Here is a 21,643-nt window from a genome sequence, read left to right as displayed (position 1 = left end):
CGACGACGGTCCGTCGTCAAGAAAAAGACAGTGATAATTCGAATTACTAAGACATCTGCAACCTGAGCACCTGACGCCCGGGAATCCGGCCGGTGAGGTAGACGCGCAGACCGTCCGGGGTCAGGCTGCCACCGAGGTACGTGTACCGCTCGCCCGGATCCATCGCCACCCGCGCAGCGCCGTTCCCCGGACCGAACTCGATCCGATCCGAACCGACGGTGTAGCTTCCAGTGCCGGCGGCCAGTTGATAGTTGCCCGAGGCATCCAAAACCTCAACGCCGGCCAGCGTCCCACCAGGCCGGAAGCAGAGTTCGATCGCGTACGCCGTCTCGTCGCCGTCAAAATCGAAGACCAGGTCGAACCCGTTCGCAACCTCCGTCACAGCGATCTCGGTCCGCAACGTCCGATACTGCTTAGGCCGGTGGCCGAAGTCCATCGACGCGTAGAAGCGACCGTCCGGCGTCAACGCATAGCGCCCATCCGCCCGGCGGTATCGCTTCGGAAGCGGCAGGTGATACGGGACCTTCACCTCAGACGACAGCTTGAACGTCTTCCCCGATACCTGCAGACCGTCGCTGCGAAAGTGACCGGTACTGAAGAACTGCGGGGACAGCCGGACCGAGTCCAGGATCGCCGCGCCGTTGCGGAGCTTGAAGAACGTCGGATTGGTGGACAGCCCCGACGAGATCACCGCAATGTCATGGAAGTCGGTCCCACCGAACACGGTCGCAGTCCGCGCACCGCGGCGTACGCGTGCCGACGCCTGCGACGGAAAGTGCTGGACGAAATCGGTCGGCACCGCCGCCGCGGCCGGCAGAGCGGCTGCCAGTTCGGGCCGCTCGAGCACCTCGGCCAGGAAGTCGCCGAGCTCGCCCGTGCCGCGCGTTTCGATGCTCTTGGCAACAGTCGTGAACCGGCCGTCGTTCGTGTGCAGCGCGAGCTCGCGGAACTGCGTCAGATACCACCAGACCTCGCGCAGACCCTTCTGGTCCTGGCGCCGGGAGGCCGTCGTGTCGACCTCGCCGTTCGGCTCCAAGAAGTACAGCGTCGCCTCGAGGTTCCGTCGTACGTAGTCCACCAGGGCCGGCTTGTCGCGCAGCCAGGCGATCGTCAGCAGGCACGGATTCGTCACCTCGGCGGCGTACGTCGAGCTGCGTTCGCTGTAGATCCCGTCCGGGGTCGCGTCGATGCCCTCGTCGAGCCAGTCGTCGATCCGCGCCGCGTACCGCCGGTCCGGGAACAGGTGGTGCGCGCGGGCCAGCGCAGCCGACACCTCCCAGCGGTGGTTCGGCGTGTGTACGCCGCCGACGGCCAGCGCAGGCGCCGCCTTGCGAATCACGGCGGCAAGCGTCGTACGCAGCGACGCTGTCTCCGCCGAGTCATCCGCGTCGAGCAGCGCGTACAGCACGCACACGTCCTGGATCGCGAACGAGCTGTCCGGCGGCGAGTGCAAGTTGCCGACGTCGTACAGACCGTCGTCGTGCTGCCGCGCCGCGAGCTGATCGACCAGCCAGCCCAGCCGGCCGAGCAGGGCGGGGTCATGGTGGTAGGACGACCTGCCCCAGACGTACCCGGAGATCAGTCGCCTGGCTTTTCGCGCGACCGTGCGGATGCTGTCGCCGGCGTTCTGGTAGTTCGCCAGCACCAGCGGGATCTGCGCCTGATTGGCGTTGGTCAGCAGGGTCAGGAAGTCCTCGTCCACAGCAGCTACCTCAGCACGTGCCGTGGTCGTTTGCAGTGCGCCGACCGCGACTGTGGTCAGCGAACCGGTGAGGAAGGTACGTCGCAGCATCGGCATCTCCTGGGCGGTAAGCGGTTGCCAAAGGCTCAGAACTGTCGCCCCGGAACTTTGTCCTGTCAATACCTCGCACAGCGGCCGGATCCGGACCGTTTCCTGCACCGATGAACCCTTGCGGGAACCGGTTTCTTGTACTAGTTTGACCGGCCAAGGCAAGCGCTTTCCATCAGTGTCCGGAGGTATCAAAACGATGAGTGCGCTGGGTGAGCTCGGCAGCCTCCGGGGAAAGAAAACCGCAGGTCAGAAGAAGGACAACCTGGCCGGGTACCTGTTTCTGGCCCCCTGGCTGCTAGGGCTGTTTCTCATCACGATCGGCCCGATGCTGGCCTCGCTGTACCTGTCCTTCACGGACTACAACCTGATCCAGGCCCCGAAGTGGATCGGCCTCGACAATTTCACCCGGATGCTGTCCGACGAGCGGCTGCACAACTCACTCCGAGTGACGTTCACCTACGTGTTCGTGTCGGTCCCGCTGCAGCTGGCGATCGCCCTGCTGCTGGCCGTTGTACTCGATCGTGGCGTCCGCGGGATGGCCTTCTACCGATCGGTCTTCTACCTGCCGTCGCTGCTCGGCTCGAGTGTCGCGATCGCGATCCTCTGGCGGCAGGTCTTCGGCACGACGGGTCTGCTGAACCAGCTGCTCGACGTCGTCGGCATCGACGGCAAGGGCTGGATCTCCGACCCGAGTACGGCGCTGGGCACGCTCGTCGTACTGAACGTGTGGACGTTCGGCTCGCCGATGGTGATCTTCCTGGCCGGGCTGAGACAGATCCCGTCGATGTACTACGAGGCCGCGTCGGTCGACGGCGCCGGGACGCTGCGCCGGTTCTTCAGCATCACGCTGCCGCTGCTGACGCCGATCATCTTCTTCAACCTGGTGCTGCAGATCATCCACGCGTTCCAGGCGTTCACGCAGGCGTTCGTCGTCTCCGGGGGCAGCGGCGGTCCGTCGGACTCGACGATGTTCTTCACGCTGTACCTCTACGACCGGGGCTTCGGGAACTTCGACATGGGCTACGCGTCGGCGATGGCCTGGTTCCTGCTCGTGATCATCGGGATCTTCACCGCGGCGAACTTCCTCCTCTCGAAGTACTGGGTGTTCTATGACGACTGAAACGCTCCGCACCACGGTCGCCGCCCGGCGGACCGGCGTCGTTACCTGGGCGCGGGCCCGGCCGCTGGTGATCCACGTCGTACTCGCGGCATCCGCGCTGGTGATGCTCTACCCGGTGATCTGGATGGTGGTCAGCTCGCTGCGGCCGGGCAACGAGATCTTCCGCGACCCCGGGATCCTGGTGAAGGACCTGCGGATCGACAACTACCGGGTCGGCTGGAACGCGCTGAGCGAGCCGTTCACCCGCTACCTGCTGAACTCGGCGGTGGTGGTGCTCGGCTCGATCCTCGGCAACCTGGTCTCGTGCTCGATGGCGGCGTACGCCTTCGCCCGGCTGGAGTTCGCGGGCAAGAAGTTCTGGTTCGCGATCATGCTGCTGAGCATCATGCTGCCGATCCACGTGGTGATCGTGCCGCAGTACATCCTGTTCTCGCACGCGGGCTGGATCAACACGTTCCTCCCGCTGATCGTGCCGAAGCTGCTCGCCACGGATGCGTTCTTCGTGTTCCTGATGGTGCAGTTCATCCGCGGCATCCCGCGCGAGCTGGACGAGGCCGCCCGGATCGACGGCTGCGGCCGGGGCGGCATCTTCCTGCGGGTGATCCTGCCGCTGATGGTGCCGGCGCTCGCCACCACGACGATCTTCACGTTCATCTGGACCTGGAACGACTTCTTCAGCCAGCTGATCTACCTGACCGACCCGCACATGTACACCGTCCCGGTCGCGTTGCGGGGCTTCGTCGACTCGACCTCCAGCAGCTCCTGGGGATCGATGTTCGCGATGTCGGTCGTCTCTCTCGTCCCGGTCTTCCTCGCCTTCCTGTTCGGCCAGCGATACCTGATCAAGGGCATCGCGACCACCGGCATCAAGTAACCCCTGAAAGGTGCACATCATGAGGCACATCCCACGCGCTTTGACGGCGCTGGCGCTGGCCACGACGTTGCTCGCGGCAAGCGCCTGCGGCGGCGACTCCGGCGGTCCGGGCGGGTCGTCGGACGATGCCGGCGGCAAGGTCACGCTCCGATTCACCTGGTGGGGCTCGGACACCCGGACCAAGCTCACCCAGCAGGTGATCGACGCGTACCAGAAGGACCACCCGAACGTCACGATCAAGGGTGAGTTCGGCGAGTGGTCCGGCTACTGGGACAAGCTCGCCACGACCGTTGCCGCGAACGACGCCCCGGACATCATCCAGATGGACGAGAAGTACCTGCGGGAGTACGCCGACCGCGGCGCACTGCTCGACCTGAAGAAGGCGCAGGGCCTGGACACCGGCAAGTTCGAGCCGGACACGTTGGGCGCCGGCGAGTTCGACGGCGGCCTCTACGGGCTGAACGCCGGCATCAACTCGTTCGCCGTCGTGGTGAACCCGGCCGCCTTCAAGACCGCCGGCGTGGCGATTCCGGACGACACCACCTGGACCTGGGACGACTTCGCCCGGATCGCCGCGGAGGTCACCACGAAGACCGGCGGCAAGATCACCGGGACAGGCACGCTCGGTGCCAACGAGGCCGGCCTGAACCTCTGGGCCCGGCAGAACGGTGAGTCGCTCTGGACCAAGGACGGCAAGCTCGGTGTCTCGCCGGAGAAGACCACCGACTTCTTCAAGTACATCCTGAAGCTCCGGGACCAGAAGGCGATCCCGTCGGCCGAGGCCGTGTCGCAGGACATGAACGCGGCCCTCGACCAGTCCGCGTTCGCGACCGGGAAACTCGCGATGAGCTTCATCTGGAGCAACCAGTTGGTCGCGTTCAGCAAGGCGAGCGGCCAGCAGTTGAAGCTGCTGCGGATCCCGAGCGCCGACGGCAAGGCCGCCGACAACGGCTCGTACTACAAGGGCTCGATGTTCTGGTCGATCTCGTCGCGGTCGAAGCAGCAGAAGGCGGCCGCGGAGTTCGTCAACTACCTGGCCAACAGCGCCGCGGCCGGGAACGTCCTGCTCGCCGAGCGGGGCGTGCCGCCGAACACCGACATCCGCACCGAGGTGACGCCGAAGCTGCAGCCGGCCGACGCCGCGTCCGCGAAGTTCATCCAGGACATCGGCAAGGACCTCGGTGACCCGTCACCGGCGCCGCCGGTCGGTGGCGGCCAGGTGGAGAAGATCATCCAGCGGTACACGACCGAGGTACTGTTCGGCCGGCAGGCGCCCGATGCGGCTGCGAAGGCGTTCCTGGACGAGGTCAACGGGGAGCTCAAATAGTGTTGCTGACAGCAACTGATTGTCGATGACGGGGCCGCGCGTGGCCGTGGCGGGAGTCCACGGCCACGGCGCCTCCCATGTTCGTAACGTCGCCCGGCTGGCCGAGGCCGGCCGGGCCGAACTGGTGGGGGTCGCGGATCCCCGTCCCACCGACGGTGTGCGCGCCTTCGACAGCCTCGAGGCGTTGCTCGCGGCAACCGAAGTCGATGTCGTGATCATCAGTACGCCGATCCAGACGCACGTCCCGCTGGCGGCGCTGGCGATGCGGGCGGGCGCCGACGTACTGCTTGAGAAGCCGCCGACTGCATCGCTTGCGGAGTTCGAGGAACTGTCTGCTGTGGTCGCGGAGACCGGGCGCGCCTGTCAGGTCGGTTTCCAGGCACAGGCGTCCGAGGCGACGCTCAAGCTCGCGGAGATGATGGCCGCGGGGGAGCTCGGTGAGATCCGTGGGATCAGTGCGGTCGGCAAATGGGTGCGGACGGCGAAGTACTTCCAGCGGGCGCGCTGGGCCGGCAAGCGGCGGCTCGACGGCGTCGATGTCGTCGACGGCGCGGTGACGAATCCGCTCGCCCACGCGACCGCGGCGGCGTTGCTGCTGGACCGGTCGACCGGCGTGGACGACGTACGGTCGGTCGAGACGGAGCTGTACCGCGCGAATCCGATCGAGTCCGACGACACGTCGACGGTTCGGATCGTCACAGCCCGCGGTACGACGATCCTCGTCGCCGTCACGTTGTGCGCGGACGAGCACCTCGAGCCCTCGGTCATCGTGCACGGCTCGACGGGTCGCGCCGTACTGCGCTACGCCTCGGACACGCTGGAGATCCACCAGGACGGCTGCATGACCGTCAAGAAGCGCGAGCGGGCCGACCTCCTGGAGAACCTGCTCGACCATCGCGCGGATCCTTCCGTACCGCTGTACGTCCCGCTCTCGGCGACCGGCGGCTTCACGACGGTCGTCGAGGCCGTTCGGGTCGCGGACCCACCACGCGAGATCCCGGCCGAGTTCATCCGCTGGGAAGGCGAAGCCCTGGAACGCCGGCCGATAGTTCTCGACGTCGAGAACTGGATCGACCGCGCCTCGAACGAGTTCGCGCTGTTCAGCGAACTCGGGGCCCCATGGACCGCGCAATCACCACGGGAGAGCTGATGATTCTCGGCTGCAATCACGCTGTCAACGAATCGATCCAGGTGACGGCAGGCGGCGGCGAGCTGTTCACGTATGTCTAAAACGCGGACGATCCGCAGTACGAGTCGCCGCGACCGTACATCCACCCGATACGGACGCTGACCGGCGACCTGGTCAGCGTGTACCGGCCGTGGGATCACCTGTGGCACAAGGGGAGTCGTGGTCGTTGCCGCACTTCGGGCACGACAACTTCTGGGGCGGACCGACGTATACGAAGGAGAACGGGTACAAGCCGCTCGGCAACAACGGGTCGCAGGACCACGACCGGGTCGACGCGCTGGACGTGTCCGACGACGAGGTCCGGTTCGCGCACCATCTGTCCTGGCATACCGAGGGCGGCAAGCATGTCGTCGACGAGACGCGCACGATCACCACGCGGCTCGCCGACGATGGCTGGATGCTGGTGTACGAGACCGCGATGACCAACGTGTCCGGCGCGAACATCCAGATCGGCAGCCCGACCACGGCCGGCTGGCCGAACGCCGGGTACGGCGGGTTGTTCTGGCGCGGACGACGTGCCTTCACCAACGGCACGATCCTCGCCCCGCAAGGCAAGGGCCGGACGAGCTGAGCACCGGATCCCCAGGCCATCACAATCGGTCCCTCGGCGTCAGCGCCCTCGGGGCGAGGCTGGGAAGACGCGATTGTGATGTCCTGGGGATCCGCGCTAGCGCTGCCTAAGCGGTTGTGTACGGCGCCGGGCCGGTGGTTCGGCATTGCCTGGTGCCGCCTGCGGGGGCACGCTGACTAGGGGGACCGACTCGGCGATCGCCAACTCGACGACCGTTTCCAAGGCGTGAGGCGGTGGCTGTGGTGGGGGGATCGGCGGCGGTGCCCGCAGTTGCCCGGGGGCCGGGCGCCTGGGCGTTGTGGGGGACGGTCGCCCTGGGCTTCGGAACGCTCCTCGGCTCGATCGGTCTCGCACTGGCGGGTGACGAGCTGGTTCGGCCCGGCCTGCAGGCGTTCCTGTTCAACTGGATCACGATCCCGTACCTGATCAGCGGCACCCTCGCCTGGTGGCGCCGGCCGGACAGCCGCCTCGGTCCGCTGATGATCGCCACCGCCTTCGTGATGGCGCTGACCGCGCTGCAATGGTCGTCGGTGCCCGCGCTGCACACGCTCGGCCACCTGCTCGACATGGTGCCGTCCGCGATGTTCCTGCACGTGTTCCTCGCCTATCCGACCGGGCAGCTGGAGACCCGGCCGCGTCGGATTCTGGTCGCCGCCGCCTATACGAACGTCGTGATCCTGCAATTGGCGAAGATCCTGCTCGGCGGAAATCCGGACAGCCTGCTCGCGATCACCTCCCAGCCGGCGCTGGCGGCCCGGATCGAGCAGATGCAACTGATCGCCATGAGCGTTCTGCTCCTGGCGGGCGTCGTACTGCTACTGGTACGGCGACCGGCCGGCCGGAGACGACCGGTGACCCTGCTGGTAGACACGTTCGGTCTGGCCCTGGTCATGCTCGCGATCCTGTACATCGCGGGCCTGCGCGGCTGGCCGCAGATCGAGGTCGTCCGGCACGTCACCTTCGCTGCCGTCGGACTCGCCCCGGTCGCGTTCCTGCTCGGCCTGCTGGATTCCCGGCTGGCGCGCACCGATGTCGGCGCGCTGCTGATGGAACTGCGCGCCCACCCGACCAGCGATCTGCGCGAACCATTGGCCCGGGCTCTGCACGATCCGTCCCTGATCCTTGCCTACTGGCTGCCCGACTACGGGACCTGGGCCGATCCGGACGGTCACGCCGTCTCCCTGCGGGGTCCCGAGGACGGCCGGGCGACCCGCCTCATCCGTCGCGACAACGAGCCGGTGATCGCCCTGGAGTTCGACCGATCGCTCCAGGACGAGCGGGAGTTACTGGACGCCGTCGTCGCGGCGGCCGGGATCGCCCTCGAGAACAACCGGCTTCAGGTGGAGCTCCGTGCCCGCCTGCTCGAGCTGCAAGGCTCACGCGCCCGCGTCGTCGACGCGGGCCAGAAGGAACGGCAACGCCTCGAACGCAACCTGCACGACGGCGCCCAGCAACGCCTGGTCGCCCTGGCACTCGAGCTGCAACTGATCGCACGGAGCTCCTCGAAGGATCCCGAGACGACCGCACGACTGCTGAAGGCCAAGCACGAGGTGACGGCCTCGCTCGACGAGCTACGAGACGTCGCGCGCGGCATCCACCCAGCGGTGCTCACGGGCCACGGCCTGTCGGTCGCGCTGGAAACGTTGGCCGTCCAGGCCGCAGTACCGGTCGAGCTGGATGTCGCGGTCGACGGGCGGCTGCCCGAGCGGATCGAGGTCGCGGCGTACTACGTGGTCAGCGAGAGCCTCACGAACATCGGCAAGCACGCGAAGGCGACCGCGGCCTCCGTACGCGTCACGCGATCGGAGGATGCCGTCGTCGTGGAGGTCGTCGACGACGGCATCGGCGGTGCGGACACCGAGCGTGGCACCGGCCTCCGCGGTCTGGCCGATCGGGTCGAGGCCGTGGGTGGCCGGCTGCGGATCTGGAGTCCGGCCGGACGCGGTACCCGGCTCGAAGCGGAGCTGCCATGCGAGTAGCGATCGCCGAGGACAGTGTGTTGCTGCGCGAGGGAGTCACCCGGATCCTCAGCGACGCCGGGCTGGACGTGGTCGCGGCGTACGACAATGCCGACGACCTGCTGCGGTACGTCCGGAGCTTCCCGCCGGAGGTCGCGATCCTCGACATCCGGTTGCCGCCGACCCACAACGACGAGGGGATGCGCGCCGCGTTGCGGATCCGCGAGCAGCATCCGGGGGTCGGCGTACTCGTGCTTTCGCAGTACCTCGAGCTGGGTCTGGCGATGCAACTGCTGTCGGAGTCGGCCGAAGGAGTCGGCTACCTGCTGAAGGACCGGATCAGCGACGTCGACGACTTCGTCGCGGCGGTACGGCGGGTGGCCGGCGGCGGCTCGGCGGTCGATCCGAAGATCGTCTCCACGCTGCTGAAGCGCCGGCGCGGCGACGACCCGCTCGCGGTCCTGACGCCGCGCGAACGGGAGGCACTCGAGCTGATGGCCACCGGCGCCTCCAACCAGGGCATCGCCGACGCCCTGACGATCACGTTGCGGGCCGCGGAGAAGTACGTCTCCGGCATCTTCACCAAACTCGGCATCCCGACCACCCGCAACGAGTCCCGCCGGGTGCTCGCCGTACTGCTCTATCTGCGGGCCTGACACCAGAAACCCGAACCCCTCCTCCACCGGTCGACCGGTCTCCCGAACGCGCCCGCGGGCGCGAGTCTCGGAGGTAGACCGAGTCCCTGGAGGAGCAGTGCACAAGTCCCGCGTGATCCAGCCCGAGCCCGACCCTCGGCCCAGCCAGGAACCAAGCCCCGATCCGCAGCAGAGGAGATCCGTCATGACCTTTATCCGCAGTCACCCCGTACTCAGCTTCTTCGTGCTCGCCTACGTCCTCGCCTGGGGCGGGGTCCCGTTCGGGAGCTTCTTCGCCCCGGGCGCCCTGGTCGCTGCCCTCGTGGTCGTCTCCCTGACCGAAGGCCTCGCCGGTTTGCGTTCCGTCGGAGCCCGGTTGATCCGCTGGCGCGTCAGCTGGATCTGGTACGCCGTCGCGATCGCCGTACCGCTGATCGTGCACTTCGTGACGATCTCGGCGAACCGGGCGATGGGCGCGCCGGCCCCGGACACCGGTCAGTTCACCCCGTGGTACGGACTCGCGGTCGTGGTCGGGATGAACATCGTCAACCCGACCGGCGGCCCGTTAAGTGAGGAGCCGAGCTTCCGCGGCTTCGCCCAGCCGAGACTCCAGGCGAACCGCACTCCGCTCGCCGCGACCGCGATCATGGCGGTTGCCATCACCGGCTGGCATCTGCCGCTGTTCTTGATGCCGTCGTTCGGTCTCAAGCCCTTCGAAGCGCTGACCACCGTCGCCGTCACCATCTGGTACGCGTGGCTGTTCAACCACGCCGCCGGCAGTGCCCTCATCACCCTCATCGCCCATGCCACCGAAGGCAGCATCAACACCGAGGACCTCTGGCCGGCCGGCACGGACGCGACCCGCGAGACCTGGCTGTACGTCGCCGTGTGGTGCGCGGTCGCCATCGTCCTGCTGATCGTCAGCCGTCGCTTCTGGACAAGTCCCGCACCAGCCGCAGCCGTCAGCACGACCATCGTGAAGGAGCCAGTCTCATGACCGCCATCTCTTCTCCGCCGGCCCGACGCACGTGGGGCGGCGGGCGCACCGTGCTCGTCGTCGTGGGCGGCTTGTTCGGCATGGTCAGCCTCATCCTGTTCGCGATCGGCGGCTTCGGCCTCTGGGCTCAGCAGCAGCGCGACAACGGGTCCTTCACCGTGGGACCGGAGCGGGTCACCACCAGTACGTCCGCGCTGCTGGCGCCTTCCCTCGACATCGGCGGGACCGGGCCGGATGCGTTCTACAGCGACGACTTCCTCGGTGAGGTTCAGATCGACGCCACCTCGAAGAACGGCACCCCGGTGTTCATCGGCATCGGCCCGGCGGCGGAGGTCGCGGCGTACCTGAAGGGTGTCGGGTACGACGAGGTTGCGGACTTCGACGTCGATCCGTTCAAGCTCTCGACGACGGCACGGGCCGGCGACAAGCCTGCCGCCGCTCCCGCCGACCAGTCCTTCTGGGTCGCCGGCGGAACCGGCTCCGTGCGCTGGAACGCCACCGGAGGCGACTGGTCCGTCGTGATCATGAACGCCGACGGATCGTCGAACGTCGACGCCGAACTGAGCATGGGTGCGACCCTGCCGGTCGTCGAGGGCATCACGATCGGCTCCCTGATCGGCGGAGTCGTGCTGCTGATCATCGCCGCCGCCTTCATCGTGCCGGCTGTCGTCACCGGTCCGCGACGCGCGGGAGCCTGAAGCAAGGGTTACCTAACTTGCTTAGGGTTGGGGTCATGGTGCTGGAGATTCCGTTCGAGGATGCTTTTCAGTTCGATCCGTCGCCTACGTTCGCCGAGCTGCGGGAGAACCAGCCCGTGGCTCGGGTGCGGACGCTCGCGGGCGCTGAGGTCTGGCTGGTGACGCGGTACGACGACGTGAAGCTCGTGCTGGCGGATCCGCGGTTCTCGCGGGCCGCGGTGGTGAAGCAGGGAGCACCGCGGGTCGCGCTCGCGAAGCCGATGCCGAACAGTCTGACCACGACCGACCCGCCGGAGCACACCCGGCTGCGAAGGTTGGTGGTGCCAACGTTCGCGCACCGGAAGATCGAGCGGACCCGGCCGTGGGTGGCGGAGCTGTCGGCACAGCTGGCCGAGGACGTCGCCCGCGCCGGCGACGGTGCCGATATCCGGCAGCTCGTCGCGTTGCCGTTGCCGATCCAGGTGATCTGCCAGCTGCTCGGCGTACCGTACGCCGACCGTGCGCAGTTCCGGGAGTGGACCGAGCTCGGGTACAGCATGAAGATGGCCGAGAAGGACCTGGTCGAGGACGCGATGACCAACCTGACGGCGTACATCGAGGACCTGGTCACGAAGAAGCTGGCGAACACCGACCAGCCGGCCGAGGACCTGCTCGACGAGCTCGTGCGAGCACGCGAAGAGGGCGACCGGCTCAGCCAGGAAGAGCTGATCGCGTTCGGCGTGAACCTGCTGGTCGCCGGGCACGAGACGTCGGCCAACCAGATCTCGAGCTGTGTCGCGACGCTGCTGCGCTGGCCGGAGAACTGGGCCCGGCTGGTCGCGGAGCCTGGGCTGGTCCCGACCGCGATCGAGGAGCTTCTGCGCTTCAACCGATTCAGCGAGGTCGGTCAGCTGCGGATCGCGGTCGAGGACATCGAGCTGCACGGCGTACAGATCAAGGCCGGCGAGGGCGTGATGGCCGCGCTCAACTCGGCGAACCGCGACCCGCGTGCGTACGACGCTCCGGACGAGCTGCGGGTGGATCGGCAGGACAACAAGCACCTGTCGTTCGGCTTCGGGCCGCACTTCTGCCTCGGCGCACAGCTGGCGCGGATCGAGCTGCAGGAGTCGCTGCTGGCGCTCGTACGCCGGTTCCCGCGGATGAGCCTCGCGAAGCCGGCCGAAGAGCTCGAGTGGCGTCGCGTGCTGGTGAGCGGTCTCGCAGAACTGCCGGTGAACCTCAACCTCTGAGGTCCACCGGCAGGTCAGCGCTGCTCAGTTCTGCGAGGCGAACACGACTCCGTGCTCGGTCTCGTACTGCTCGATGAAGCGCGCGGCCATCGGCTCGCTCGACGCGATCGCGTCGGCCAGCGTCTTCGCCGTACGCTCATGGCCGGCCGGCCAGTCGGACAGCAGCGCGTATGCGCGCATCCGCTTCTTCTCGAGCGCGGTCGGCTCCGGCTGGTCCTCCACGACCACCGGCTCCGGGTCGCGCAGCACGGGCTCGACCTTCGGCGTGGTGATCAGCGCCGGCGGCTGCGGGTCGGCCGGACCGGCGAACGGCGACGGCGGCTTGGGCTTCTCCACCGTCGGCTCGGCCTTCGGCTGCGGCGCGAACGGCTTGAGCTTGCCCGAAGCACCGTTGGTGCTGCCGTTGGTGTTGCCGTTGACGACATGCTGCGGCTCGCCGGCGTCCTCGACCACGACCGCCTCGGCGACCGACTCGTCGCCCTCCGGCGGCTGGTCGACGATCGCCATCAGCTCGCCGGTCCAGGCATCCTCGTCGCGCAGCGACACACCGGTGTTGTCCACGCGCCGCGGCTGTCCGCCCTCGAGCACCCAGACAGCGGCCGGCACCGCCGGACCCTCCTCGGGCTCGGGCGGCGGCGAGATCGCCTTGGTCAGCTTGTTGGTGATGACCTCGTAGTTGATCCGCTCCTCGAGCATCCCGGCCAGCCGGTCCGGGTCGTACGTCGTCTCGGCGATCTTCGCCAGCCGCTCGTCCTGGTGCTCGGACCGGATGTACTCCGCGACGGTGCCGGCGATCGCCTCGCGACGACTCCGGTTGCGGATCTGGTGCTGGGCCGCACGCAGGCTCTCGTACAGCCCGTAGCCGTGCTCGATCGCCAGCGAACGCGCCAGCCAGGTGACTCGCGGTTCGCGGGCCCATTGCACGACGCCGTACACCGGACCGGTCTCGCGCATCTGCCCGGCGCGACGCAGTGCGTCACGACGACGGGCCGAGCTGTGGATCAGCCAGAGCACGTACGCGAACGCGGACAGGCCGCCGAAGCCGAAGGCGAGGAACCGCTCCTCCGGCCGCCAGTGGCCGACCACGTTGAACACGACCGCGACGAGCGCCGCGAAGAACGACATCGCGCGGTAGGCATAGGCCTGTTCGCCCTTACGCCGGCGGAGGTCGGCGAGCGCTGCGGTGGCGACGCCACCGAGCTCGAGCACCGCGACCGCGGGCGTGACGAGGACGATCTTGAGCAGCTGCGAGAAGCCGCTGTCCGGCCAGGGGATGTGGGTCACGCCGGCCCAGACTTGGCCGACCAGCGCCGCGGCAGCCGCGGTCGCATAGAAAGCGTAGGCAACCTTGTCCGCACCGGTAAGGGGTACGTTGACCAGTTCGCCAGTACTGGTGCTGCTGGTGTTCTCCTGCAAGACGTGCACTCCTGACCGGTTTGGGCTCTCCGGCAGTTCGTCGGGTGGGTGGAACGGCGGCCCCCATATAGCGCGCTGCACGAGGCTACCGGTTTCCGGCCCCATAAGGGGAGGCGAATCCGGAAACGTCTCGAACCTCCCCACGACAGCTCTCATTCAAACGACTCATATCCTCGCACCCATGGTCCCGTCCGTGCGCAGCCTCCCCGACCCCGACGCCCTCGCCGCGCACCTCGCCGGACGCTACGGTCTCGATTTCACCGGCGCCGTACTGCTCCGGTCACTGGTGAACGACGTCTACGAGGTGACCGCCGCCGACGGCACGCGGTACGTCCTCAAGCTCTATCGGTACGACGGCCGCCACCCGGACGAAATCCGTTGGGAGACAGGGCTTTCGGCACATCTGCTGGCAGCCGGCGTCCCCGTCCCGTCGGTGGTTCCGTTGCTCGACGGCGACACTGTCGGGCTGCTCGACACACCGGAAGGACCCCGGGCGTTCACTCTCTCGTCGTACGTCGAGGGGAGCAAGCCGGAGCGACCGTTCACCGACGAGTTGTACGCCGCCTTCGGTGCGCAACTCGCCGCATTCCACAATGCCGCCGGCAACTACACGTCGCCGTACTTCCGGCGGCCGGCCGACGTCGTCCACCGGCTCGACGAACCGCTCGAGCAGATTCTCGCTGTGGATAACTCGGAGGAAAACCTGCTCCGCACGCTCGCGGGTGCTGTACGGAACAACCTCGCGCAGTACTCAAAGGCAGGAACCTGCCACGGCGACGTCACGATGGACAATGTCTTGTTGACCGAGCAGGGACTTCTGCTCCTCGATTTCGACCTCGCGGCGGTCGGCCCGTTGGCGGCGGATTTCACCGGCGTCGCGCCGACGCCACACTGGGATGCGTTCAAGGCCGGGTACGGCGGGATCAGCGAAGAGGACGAGTCCGTGATCCCGTACCTGCAGGTTGTCGGGAGCATCTTCAACCTGCGCTTCCACCTCGTCGACAAGCCGCAGTTCCGCGGTACTGAGTCGCGGGCCGAGGGGTGGGCCGCGGCGGAGCTCGACGGGCTGCGCGCGGCGGCCGCGGTACTGCTCTGAGTTCACAGCAAGGTGCCAGCAAACGTGGAGGCCGTCTGAGGGGTTGCCGCACATGCTGGGTGCATGAGGGTTGCGGCGCGGTCGTTGAGTGTGCGGGTCGCGGCGGCGATGGTGGTGCTGGTTGCGGTGGTGAGTCTCGTGATCAGCGCGCTGACGACCGCCGCGATCAGCTCGTACCTGACCAGGCAGCTCGACGGGAAGGTGGCCGCGACCCAGGGGCGCGCGATCAACGCCCTGACGAACGGCAATCCGGGCGGACCGCCGAAGGACGCTCCGCACGGACAGGACGCGGGCACGGTGACCGTGTACGTCGGTCCGTCCGGGGCCGCGGGCAACGTGATCACCGCCGACGGCACGCTCACCGAGCTGAGCGATCAAGCGGTTGGCGTACTCGATGACCTGACCGCCGGCCAGAACAGCACGGTCGACCTACCAGCGCTCGGCGAGTACCGCGTGTACGCGTCCAGCGTCGGTTCGATCACGGTGATCACCGGGCTGCCGACGAAGGACATCCAGAACACCGTCAACAGCCTGATCGGCTGGGAAGTGCTCTTCGGCGGCATCGGCGTACTGACCGCGGGTGGCGTCGGTGTTCTCGTCGTACGGCGTCAGCTGCGGCCACTGCGCCGCGTCGCGCAGACCGCTCGAGAGGTGGCCGGTCTACCGCTCGACACCGGGGAGATCGGGGTGACCGCACGCGTACCCGACCAGCTGACCGACGAGCGCACCGAGGTCGGCCAGGTCGCGGTCGCACTCAACACGCTGCTCGGTCATATGGAGAACGCGCTCGATGCACGACACCGCAGTGAGCAGCAGGTCCGGCAGTTCGTGGCCGATGCATCCCACGAGCTCCGTACGCCGCTGACGACGATCCACGGCTACGCGCAGCTGAGCCTCCGCCAACGCGATCCCGAGCTCTACGGGCACGCCATGGGAAAGGTCATGGTCGAGACCACTCGCATGGCGTCGTTGGTCGAGGACCTCTTGCTGCTCGCCCGCCTGGACGCCGGCCGCCCGCTCGACCGCCGCCCGGTCGACCTGTCCCGGCTCGCCCGCGACTCGATCACCGACGCCCAGATAGTTGCCCCCAGCCACCATTGGGAGCTGGAGCTGCCACCCGACCCGATCGTCATCATCGGTGACGAGCAACGCCTCCACCAGGTCGTCACCAACCTGCTCACCAACGCCCGCCGCCACACCCCCGCCGGCACCACGGTCACCGTCGCCGCCAAGCTGGCCGATCGCTCCGCCGTACTCACCATCCACGACGACGGCCCCGGCATCCCCGCCGAGCTGCTCCCCAACGTCTTCCAACGCTTCACCCGAGCCGACACAGCCCGAACCAGCACCACCGGCGGGACCGGGCTAGGCCTCTCCCTCGCCCGCTCCATCGCCGAAGCCCACCAAGGCACCCTGACCGTCACCTCAACCCCCGGGAACACAACGTTCGCCGTGACGCTGTCTGCGTGAGTCGCCATCGTGAGTCGCGTGCTCAGGGGGCGCGGCGGGTACGGCGTACCGCACCCGCCGGCCGGCGCTACTTCGTGCCGAAGCTGTAGATCGTCGTGGACTTGTAGGTCTCGCCGGGGCGGAGGACCGTCGACGGGAAGTTGGGGTGGTTGGGGGAGTCGGGGAAGTGCTGGGTCTCGAAGGCGAAGGCGTCGCCCTGGCGGTAGGCCTTGTTGCCGATGCCGAGGAACGTGCCGTCGAGGAAGTTGCCGCTGTAGAACTGGACGCCGGGCTGGTCGGTGTGGACCTCGATCGTGCGGCCGTGCTCGGGCTCGGTGAAGCGGCCGGCCAGGCGCAGGCCGTCATGGTCGGCCTGACCGGCGATCACGAAGTTGTGGTCGTAGCCGCGGCCGAAGATCAGCTGCTGGTGGTCGCCGCGCAGGCGGGCGCCGATCGCGGTCGGCCGGTTGAAGTCGAACGGCGTCCCGGCGACCGGTGCGATCTCGCCGGTCGGGATCAGGTTCACGTCGACCGGCGTGTACTTCGCGGCGTTCAGCTCGAGCACGTGGTCGTAGATCGTGCCGTTGCCCTCGCCGAGCAGGTTGAAGTACACGTGGTTGGTCAGGTTGACGATGGTCGGCTTGCCCGCGACGGTCGCGTGGTAGTCGATCCGCAGGTTGTCGCGCTTGTCCAGCGTGTAGGTGACGGTGCTGGTGAGCTCACCGGGGAAGCCCATCTCGCCGTCCGGGCTGACGTAGGTGAACGCGACGCCGACGGCCTTGCCGGACTTGACGACCTCGGCCTTCCACACCTTCTTGTCGAAGCCGATCGTGCCGCCGTGCAGCGCGTTCTCGCCGTTGTTGATCGGGATCTGGTACGTCGTCCCGTCGAGCGTGAACCGGCCCTTGGCGATCCGGTTGCCGTAGCGGCCGATGGTGGCGCCGAAGTACGGGCTGAGCGCCGCGTAGTCCGGCAGGTTGTCGAAGCCGAGGCTGATGTTCTCGTTCCTACCGCGACGGTCCGGCGTGATGACCTTCTGGATCGTCGCGCCCCAGGTGAGCATCGAGATCGTCACCCGGCCGTTGGTGAACGTGTACACGTCCACTCCCTGGCCGTCCGGGGTAGTGCCGAACGGGTCCTTGCGGATCTCGAGCTTGCCGTGGTGTTCGCCCATGGCGGCCAACCTATCCGGCGTCCCGGTGGTGCGGGTCGTGGCGTCCGCGGTGCTGGTGAGTGCGCCCGCGGCGGCGGCACCGAGGCCCAGTGCGCCGGCGGTCCGGAGGACCTGGCGGCGGGGCAGGTGATCGGGCATCGCAATCCCCTCAATCGTTGTAGAAAGCAGGACCTTGGCACGATAAGCGCGCCAGACCAGTGTTTGGAACAGTTCGGATCGGTGTGAATTCGTCCGATCTCTTCACGGTGCTCGGTGTGATGACCAGATCGGTCCGGTCCCGGCCCCGATCGAGCCTTCTCGAGTACGCCGGCCGCGCGCGATCCTGGCCCCATGAGCCGAACCGCACTGATCGTGATCGACGTCCAGGAATCCTTCCGGACCCGCCCGAACTGGCAGCTGGTGAACCACCCGGACATCGCCGAGCGGGTGAACCGTCTGGTCCGGGCCGCCCGCGACAAGGGTGACCTCGTCGTGTGGGTGCTGCACACCGAGCCCGGCACCGGCGGCGCGTTCGACCCGGCCAACGGCTATGTCCGGCTCATCGACGGTCTCGAACCGTTGCCCGATGAGCCGATGATCACCAAGACCTCCCACAATGCGTTCACCACAACGAATCTGCAGCAGCTGCTGACCCAGCACGGCATCTCCGAGATCGTTGTCAGCGGCATCCGTACGGAGCAGTGTTGCGAGACGACGGCCCGCGTCGGTTCCGACCTCGGGTACGACGTCGTCTTCGTGACCGAGGCGACCGCGACGATGGCGCTGGCGCACTGGTCGATCCGCGACGAGGCGTCGGTCGAGGAGATCCTCGCCGATCCGCGGACCCTCACCGCGGAGCAGGTCGCCGGGCGTACGGAGTACGTGCTGGCCGGCCGGTTCGCCACGATCCGGACACTCGACGAGCTCACCGCCGTACCCGTGACATCCTGACCGAATGCGTCCCACTCGGGTGGTCTTCGTGCTGGTGCCCAAGGTGCACCTGCTGGATCTCGCCGGGCCGGCGCAGGTGTTCACCACCGCGAACGACTTCGGGTACGGGTACGAGGTCCATTACGTCGCCGAGTCCGAAGAGGTCACAACTGCGCAGGGCGTGCCTTTACGGGCACAACTGGACTGGCCGGAGATCGGCCCCGACGACCTGATCGTCGTGCCGGGGTGGCGATCGCCGCGGTTGTCGCCGGTCCCGCCGATCGGGCCGGCGACCCGTGAGCGGCTGCGCGACCACCACGCGGCAGGCGGCACCGTCGCGAGTGTCTGCTCGGGCGCCGACGCGCTCGGGGCCAGCGGTCTGCTCGACGGCCGGCGGTTCACGACCCACCACGACCTGACGGACGAGTTGGCCGCCCGCTACCCGCGGGCGGCCATCGTCCGCGATGTGCTGTACGTCGAGGACGACCGCGTCATCACCTCCGCCGGCATCGCCAGCGGTATCGACCTCACCCTCCACCTGGTCGCGGTCGCCCACGGAGCCGAGGCGGCCGCCCGCGTCGCCCGCGAGATGGTCGTCTACGCCCGTCGCAACGGCGATGAACTGCAAGAGTCGGCCATGCTCCGCCACCGCGACCACCTCAACGATCTGGCCCATCGCATCCAAGACGTCATCGACGCCCGGTACGCCGATCGTCTGCTGCTCTCCGACCTCGCCGGCCAGGTAGGCGTCAGCGAACGCACCCTGACCCGCATCTTCACCACCGCGACCGGCCTTACCCCGCTGCGCTACCAGCAACTCCTCCGCGTCGAGCGCGCCGAACACCTCATCGGCCACGGCACCACGATCGAAACGGCGGCCCGGACTGTCGGCTTCGAAGACGCCCGCATGCTCCGCCGCCTCCGCAGCCGAACGACCGAACCAGCAGCTGGGTAGGCCTACCTCCCCCTCGGCCGGGGGCTCAGGACTCCTGAGATCCGCGGTCAACCGGGTCAGGCTCTTCCTGACCGGGCATACGACCCGGCCGTGGAGAGGTGGGGTAGATGACCAGGGGTTCAGTGACTGTGCGCGTCGCGCGCTGGAGTGCTGTCCATCCATGGCGGGCGATCGGCCTCTGGCTGTTGCTCGTCGTCGTAGCCGTCGGGATGTCGGTGGTCATCCCGAAACAGCACACGCAGAGCAGGGACAACTGGGTCGGCCAGTCCGGCCAGGCCGCGGAGTTGGTCGAGAAGGCCGGCCTCGGCGACAGCCCCGCCGAAACCGTCCTCATCACCGACCCCGACGGCCCGTTGAGCAAGGCCGCGGCGACCACGGCCATCACCGAACTCCGGCAGAAGCTGGCCGCACTGCCCTCGGTCCAGGCCGTCGGTACGCCGGTCTGGTCCGAGAACGGCAAGGCCGTGCTCGTTCCGATGGAGCTCAAAGGTACGGCGGACGACGCGGCCGACTCGATCGACACGATCGTCGCCACCACGGCCGACGTACAGAAGGCGAATCCGGATCTGACCATCGCCCAGGCGGGGGACGCCTCGGTGAACGCAGGTGTCTGGAAGCAGGTCGGTACCGACCTCGCGAAGGCCGAGAAGCTCAGCCTGCCGATCACGTTCGGGCTGATGCTGCTCGCTTTCGGTGCGTTGATCGCGGCCGGGATCCCGGTCCTGCTGGCGTTCTCGGCCGTCGGCGCCGCCCTCGGCTTCTACGCGCCCCTGTCGTACCTCTTCCCGGACGGCGGCTCGGTCGCGAATGTCGTCCTGCTGATCGGCATGGCGGTCGGCGTCGACTACTCGCTCTTCTATCTCAAACGCGAGCGCGAGGAACGCCGCAACGGCCGCAGCACCCTGGACGCGGTCGAGATCGCGGCGGCGACGTCCGGTCACTCGGTCGTCGTGTCCGGCCTGGCCGTCATCGTGTCGATGGCAGGCTTGTACGTCGCCCAGGACGCGACCTTCACCTCGATGGCAACGGCAACGATCGTGGTCGTCGCGGTAGCGGTTCTCGGTTCGCTGACCGTCCTGCCGGCCTTGCTCGCAAAGCTCGGTCACCGGGTCGACCGGCCCCGCGTCCCGCTGCTGTGGAGGCTCAACCGGCGCATCGGTCCGGCCGGTATCAGCCGCCGCATTCTGGCTCCGGTACTGCGTCATCCGCGCGCGGCGCTGTCGTTCTCCGCGGTCATCGTGGTGGCACTCGCCGTACCGGCACTGGGGATGAAGACGGAGTCGAGCGATCTGAATACGCTGCCGCAGAGCATTCCCGAGGTGCGAACGCTGAAGACGTTGCAGGACAACTTCCCGTCCCAAGGCGGGCTGACCTACGACGTGGTGGCACAGGGTGGAGACGCCGTCGCTGCTCTGGCCGGGTTGCAGGCATCGGCCGTGCAGAGCGGCAAGTTCGTCGTACCGCCGGGACAGGCGATCCGGCAGGCGAACGGTACGGCGGTACTGGGGCTGACCTCGGTGTTGCCGGAGAGCAGCGCGAACGCCGAGGCTGCGCTGGACCAGCTGCGTGAGCAGTTGGCGCCGGCCGCCTTGGGATCCACGACCTGGGCCGTCGGCGGGGAATCGGCCGAATCGGTTGACTATGGCAACAACCAGCGGGACAAGCTGCCCTGGGTCATCGCCTTCGTGCTGGCGTTGACGCTGGTGATGATGGCCGTGACATTCAGGAGCCTGGCGATCGCGGTGGTGACGACGCTGCTGAACCTCGCATCGGTGGCGGCGTGCTTCGGCGTGCTGTCATTGGTGTTCCAGCACACGTGGGCGGAAGGGTTGCTCGGGTTCACGTCGGCCGGGTTCGTGGTGTCCTGGATCCCCTTGTTCCTGTTCGTGATCCTGGTCGGGCTGTCGATGGACTACCACGTGTTCGTCCTCGGCCGGATCCGCGAGGGCGTGGTCCAGGGCCTGAACCCGAGGGAGGCTGTCCGGAAGGGCATCACCGAGTCCGCCGGCGTGGTGACGAGCGCCGCCGCGGTGATGGTCTCGGTGTTCGCGGTCTTCGCCACCCTCGCCATGCTGGAGATGAAGCAGATGGGTGTCGGCCTGGCGGTGGCTGTCCTGATCGATGCCACACTGGTCCGGATCGTGATGCTGCCGTCGATCATGGTGCTACTCGGTCGGCGGGCTTGGTGGCCCAACCGTCTGTACAAGCAGGCTTCGGCTCCCGTCGACCGTGAGCTGGTGGGGGTGAGCTGAAC

General features: G+C 67.7%; 17 protein-coding genes and 1 pseudogene. 15 read left to right on the top strand and 3 right to left on the bottom strand.

What is annotated here, in order from left to right; translation table 11 throughout:
- Positions 1 to 46: 46 nt before the first annotated feature.
- Positions 47 to 1,792, bottom strand: coding sequence for a hypothetical protein (locus EV645_RS09995; protein WP_198681535.1), 1,746 nt, complete (start codon positions 1,790 to 1,792; stop codon positions 47 to 49).
- A gap of 196 nt (positions 1,793 to 1,988) precedes the next feature.
- On the opposite strand from EV645_RS09995, the gene EV645_RS09990 reads away from it, so the two are divergent.
- The 10 genes and pseudogenes from EV645_RS09990 (at position 1,989) to EV645_RS09945 (ending at position 12,390) form a co-directional block, all read left to right on the top strand.
- Positions 1,989 to 2,912 carry a carbohydrate ABC transporter permease gene (locus tag EV645_RS09990; protein ID WP_130441936.1) on the top strand — a complete coding sequence of 308 codons (924 nt, stop codon included), beginning with the start codon at positions 1,989 to 1,991 and terminating at the stop codon, positions 2,910 to 2,912.
- Positions 2,902 to 3,786 carry a carbohydrate ABC transporter permease gene (locus tag EV645_RS09985; RefSeq protein ID WP_130441934.1) on the top strand — a complete coding sequence of 295 codons (885 nt, stop codon included), beginning with the start codon at positions 2,902 to 2,904 and terminating at the stop codon, positions 3,784 to 3,786. The genes EV645_RS09990 and EV645_RS09985 overlap by 11 nt, the downstream gene beginning before the upstream one ends.
- 19 nt (positions 3,787 to 3,805) lie before the next feature.
- A complete protein-coding gene (locus EV645_RS09980) occupies positions 3,806 to 5,113 on the top strand; it encodes an ABC transporter substrate-binding protein (RefSeq protein WP_242000304.1) in 1,308 nt (435 codons plus the stop codon).
- 25 nt (positions 5,114 to 5,138) lie between these two features.
- Positions 5,139 to 6,263 carry a Gfo/Idh/MocA family protein gene (locus tag EV645_RS09975; RefSeq protein WP_130441932.1) on the top strand — a complete coding sequence of 375 codons (1,125 nt, stop codon included), beginning with the start codon at positions 5,139 to 5,141 and terminating at the stop codon, positions 6,261 to 6,263.
- 119 nt (positions 6,264 to 6,382) lie between these two features.
- A pseudogene (locus tag EV645_RS09970) lies at positions 6,383 to 6,873 on the top strand (DUF6807 family protein).
- Positions 6,874 to 7,133: 260 nt separating this feature from the next.
- Entirely contained in the window at positions 7,134 to 8,852 is a 1,719-nt protein-coding gene (locus tag EV645_RS09965; protein WP_206751446.1) for a histidine kinase, read from the top strand.
- Positions 8,843 to 9,487, top strand: coding sequence for a response regulator transcription factor (locus EV645_RS09960; RefSeq protein WP_130441926.1), 645 nt, complete (start codon positions 8,843 to 8,845; stop codon positions 9,485 to 9,487). The genes EV645_RS09965 and EV645_RS09960 overlap by 10 nt, the downstream gene beginning before the upstream one ends.
- Positions 9,488 to 9,671: 184 nt before the next feature.
- Positions 9,672 to 10,463 (top strand): CPBP family glutamic-type intramembrane protease, encoded by a 792-nt coding sequence (locus tag EV645_RS09955; RefSeq protein WP_130441924.1) that lies wholly within the window; start codon positions 9,672 to 9,674, stop codon positions 10,461 to 10,463.
- A complete protein-coding gene (locus EV645_RS09950) occupies positions 10,460 to 11,161 on the top strand; it encodes a hypothetical protein (RefSeq protein WP_130441922.1) in 702 nt (233 codons plus the stop codon). The genes EV645_RS09955 and EV645_RS09950 overlap by 4 nt, the downstream gene beginning before the upstream one ends.
- Before the next feature lie 35 nt (positions 11,162 to 11,196).
- Positions 11,197 to 12,390, top strand: coding sequence for a cytochrome P450 (locus EV645_RS09945; RefSeq protein WP_130441920.1), 1,194 nt, complete (start codon positions 11,197 to 11,199; stop codon positions 12,388 to 12,390).
- Positions 12,391 to 12,414: 24 nt separating this feature from the next.
- On the opposite strand, the gene EV645_RS09940 is transcribed toward EV645_RS09945, so the two are convergent.
- A complete protein-coding gene (locus EV645_RS09940) occupies positions 12,415 to 13,806 on the bottom strand; it encodes a hypothetical protein (RefSeq protein WP_130441918.1) in 1,392 nt (463 codons plus the stop codon).
- A 181-nt stretch (positions 13,807 to 13,987) separates the two neighbouring features.
- Between EV645_RS09940 and EV645_RS09935 the strand changes: the two genes are divergently transcribed.
- Positions 13,988 to 14,902, top strand: coding sequence for a phosphotransferase enzyme family protein (locus EV645_RS09935; protein WP_130441916.1), 915 nt, complete (start codon positions 13,988 to 13,990; stop codon positions 14,900 to 14,902).
- Positions 14,903 to 14,965: 63 nt separating this feature from the next.
- On the top strand, positions 14,966 to 16,372 hold the full coding sequence (locus EV645_RS09930) for a sensor histidine kinase (protein WP_130441914.1): 1,407 nt from the start codon (positions 14,966 to 14,968) through the stop codon (positions 16,370 to 16,372).
- A gap of 67 nt (positions 16,373 to 16,439) precedes the next feature.
- Here the strand turns inward: EV645_RS09930 and EV645_RS09925 are convergent, their stop codons facing one another.
- Positions 16,440 to 17,663 (bottom strand): aldose epimerase family protein, encoded by a 1,224-nt coding sequence (locus EV645_RS09925; protein ID WP_130441912.1) that lies wholly within the window; start codon positions 17,661 to 17,663, stop codon positions 16,440 to 16,442.
- 192 nt (positions 17,664 to 17,855) lie between these two features.
- Between EV645_RS09925 and EV645_RS09920 the strand changes: the two genes are divergently transcribed.
- The 3 genes from EV645_RS09920 to EV645_RS09910 all read left to right on the top strand — a co-directional run bounded on the left by EV645_RS09920 (position 17,856) and on the right by EV645_RS09910 (position 21,641).
- Positions 17,856 to 18,455, top strand: a complete 600-nt coding sequence (locus EV645_RS09920) for a cysteine hydrolase family protein (RefSeq protein WP_198681534.1) — start codon at positions 17,856 to 17,858, stop codon at positions 18,453 to 18,455.
- A 4-nt stretch (positions 18,456 to 18,459) separates the two neighbouring features.
- Entirely contained in the window at positions 18,460 to 19,389 is a 930-nt protein-coding gene (locus EV645_RS09915; protein ID WP_130441910.1) for a GlxA family transcriptional regulator, read from the top strand.
- A gap of 107 nt (positions 19,390 to 19,496) precedes the next feature.
- A complete protein-coding gene (locus tag EV645_RS09910; RefSeq protein WP_130441908.1) occupies positions 19,497 to 21,641 on the top strand; it encodes an MMPL family transporter in 2,145 nt (714 codons plus the stop codon).
- Positions 21,642 to 21,643 lie beyond the last annotated feature (2 nt).

Origin of the sequence: Kribbella rubisoli, assembly GCF_004217145.1 — a bacterium.
Taxonomy (GTDB): domain Bacteria; phylum Actinomycetota; class Actinomycetes; order Propionibacteriales; family Kribbellaceae; genus Kribbella; species Kribbella rubisoli.
This window is presented reverse-complemented; position numbering and strand designations above follow the sequence as displayed.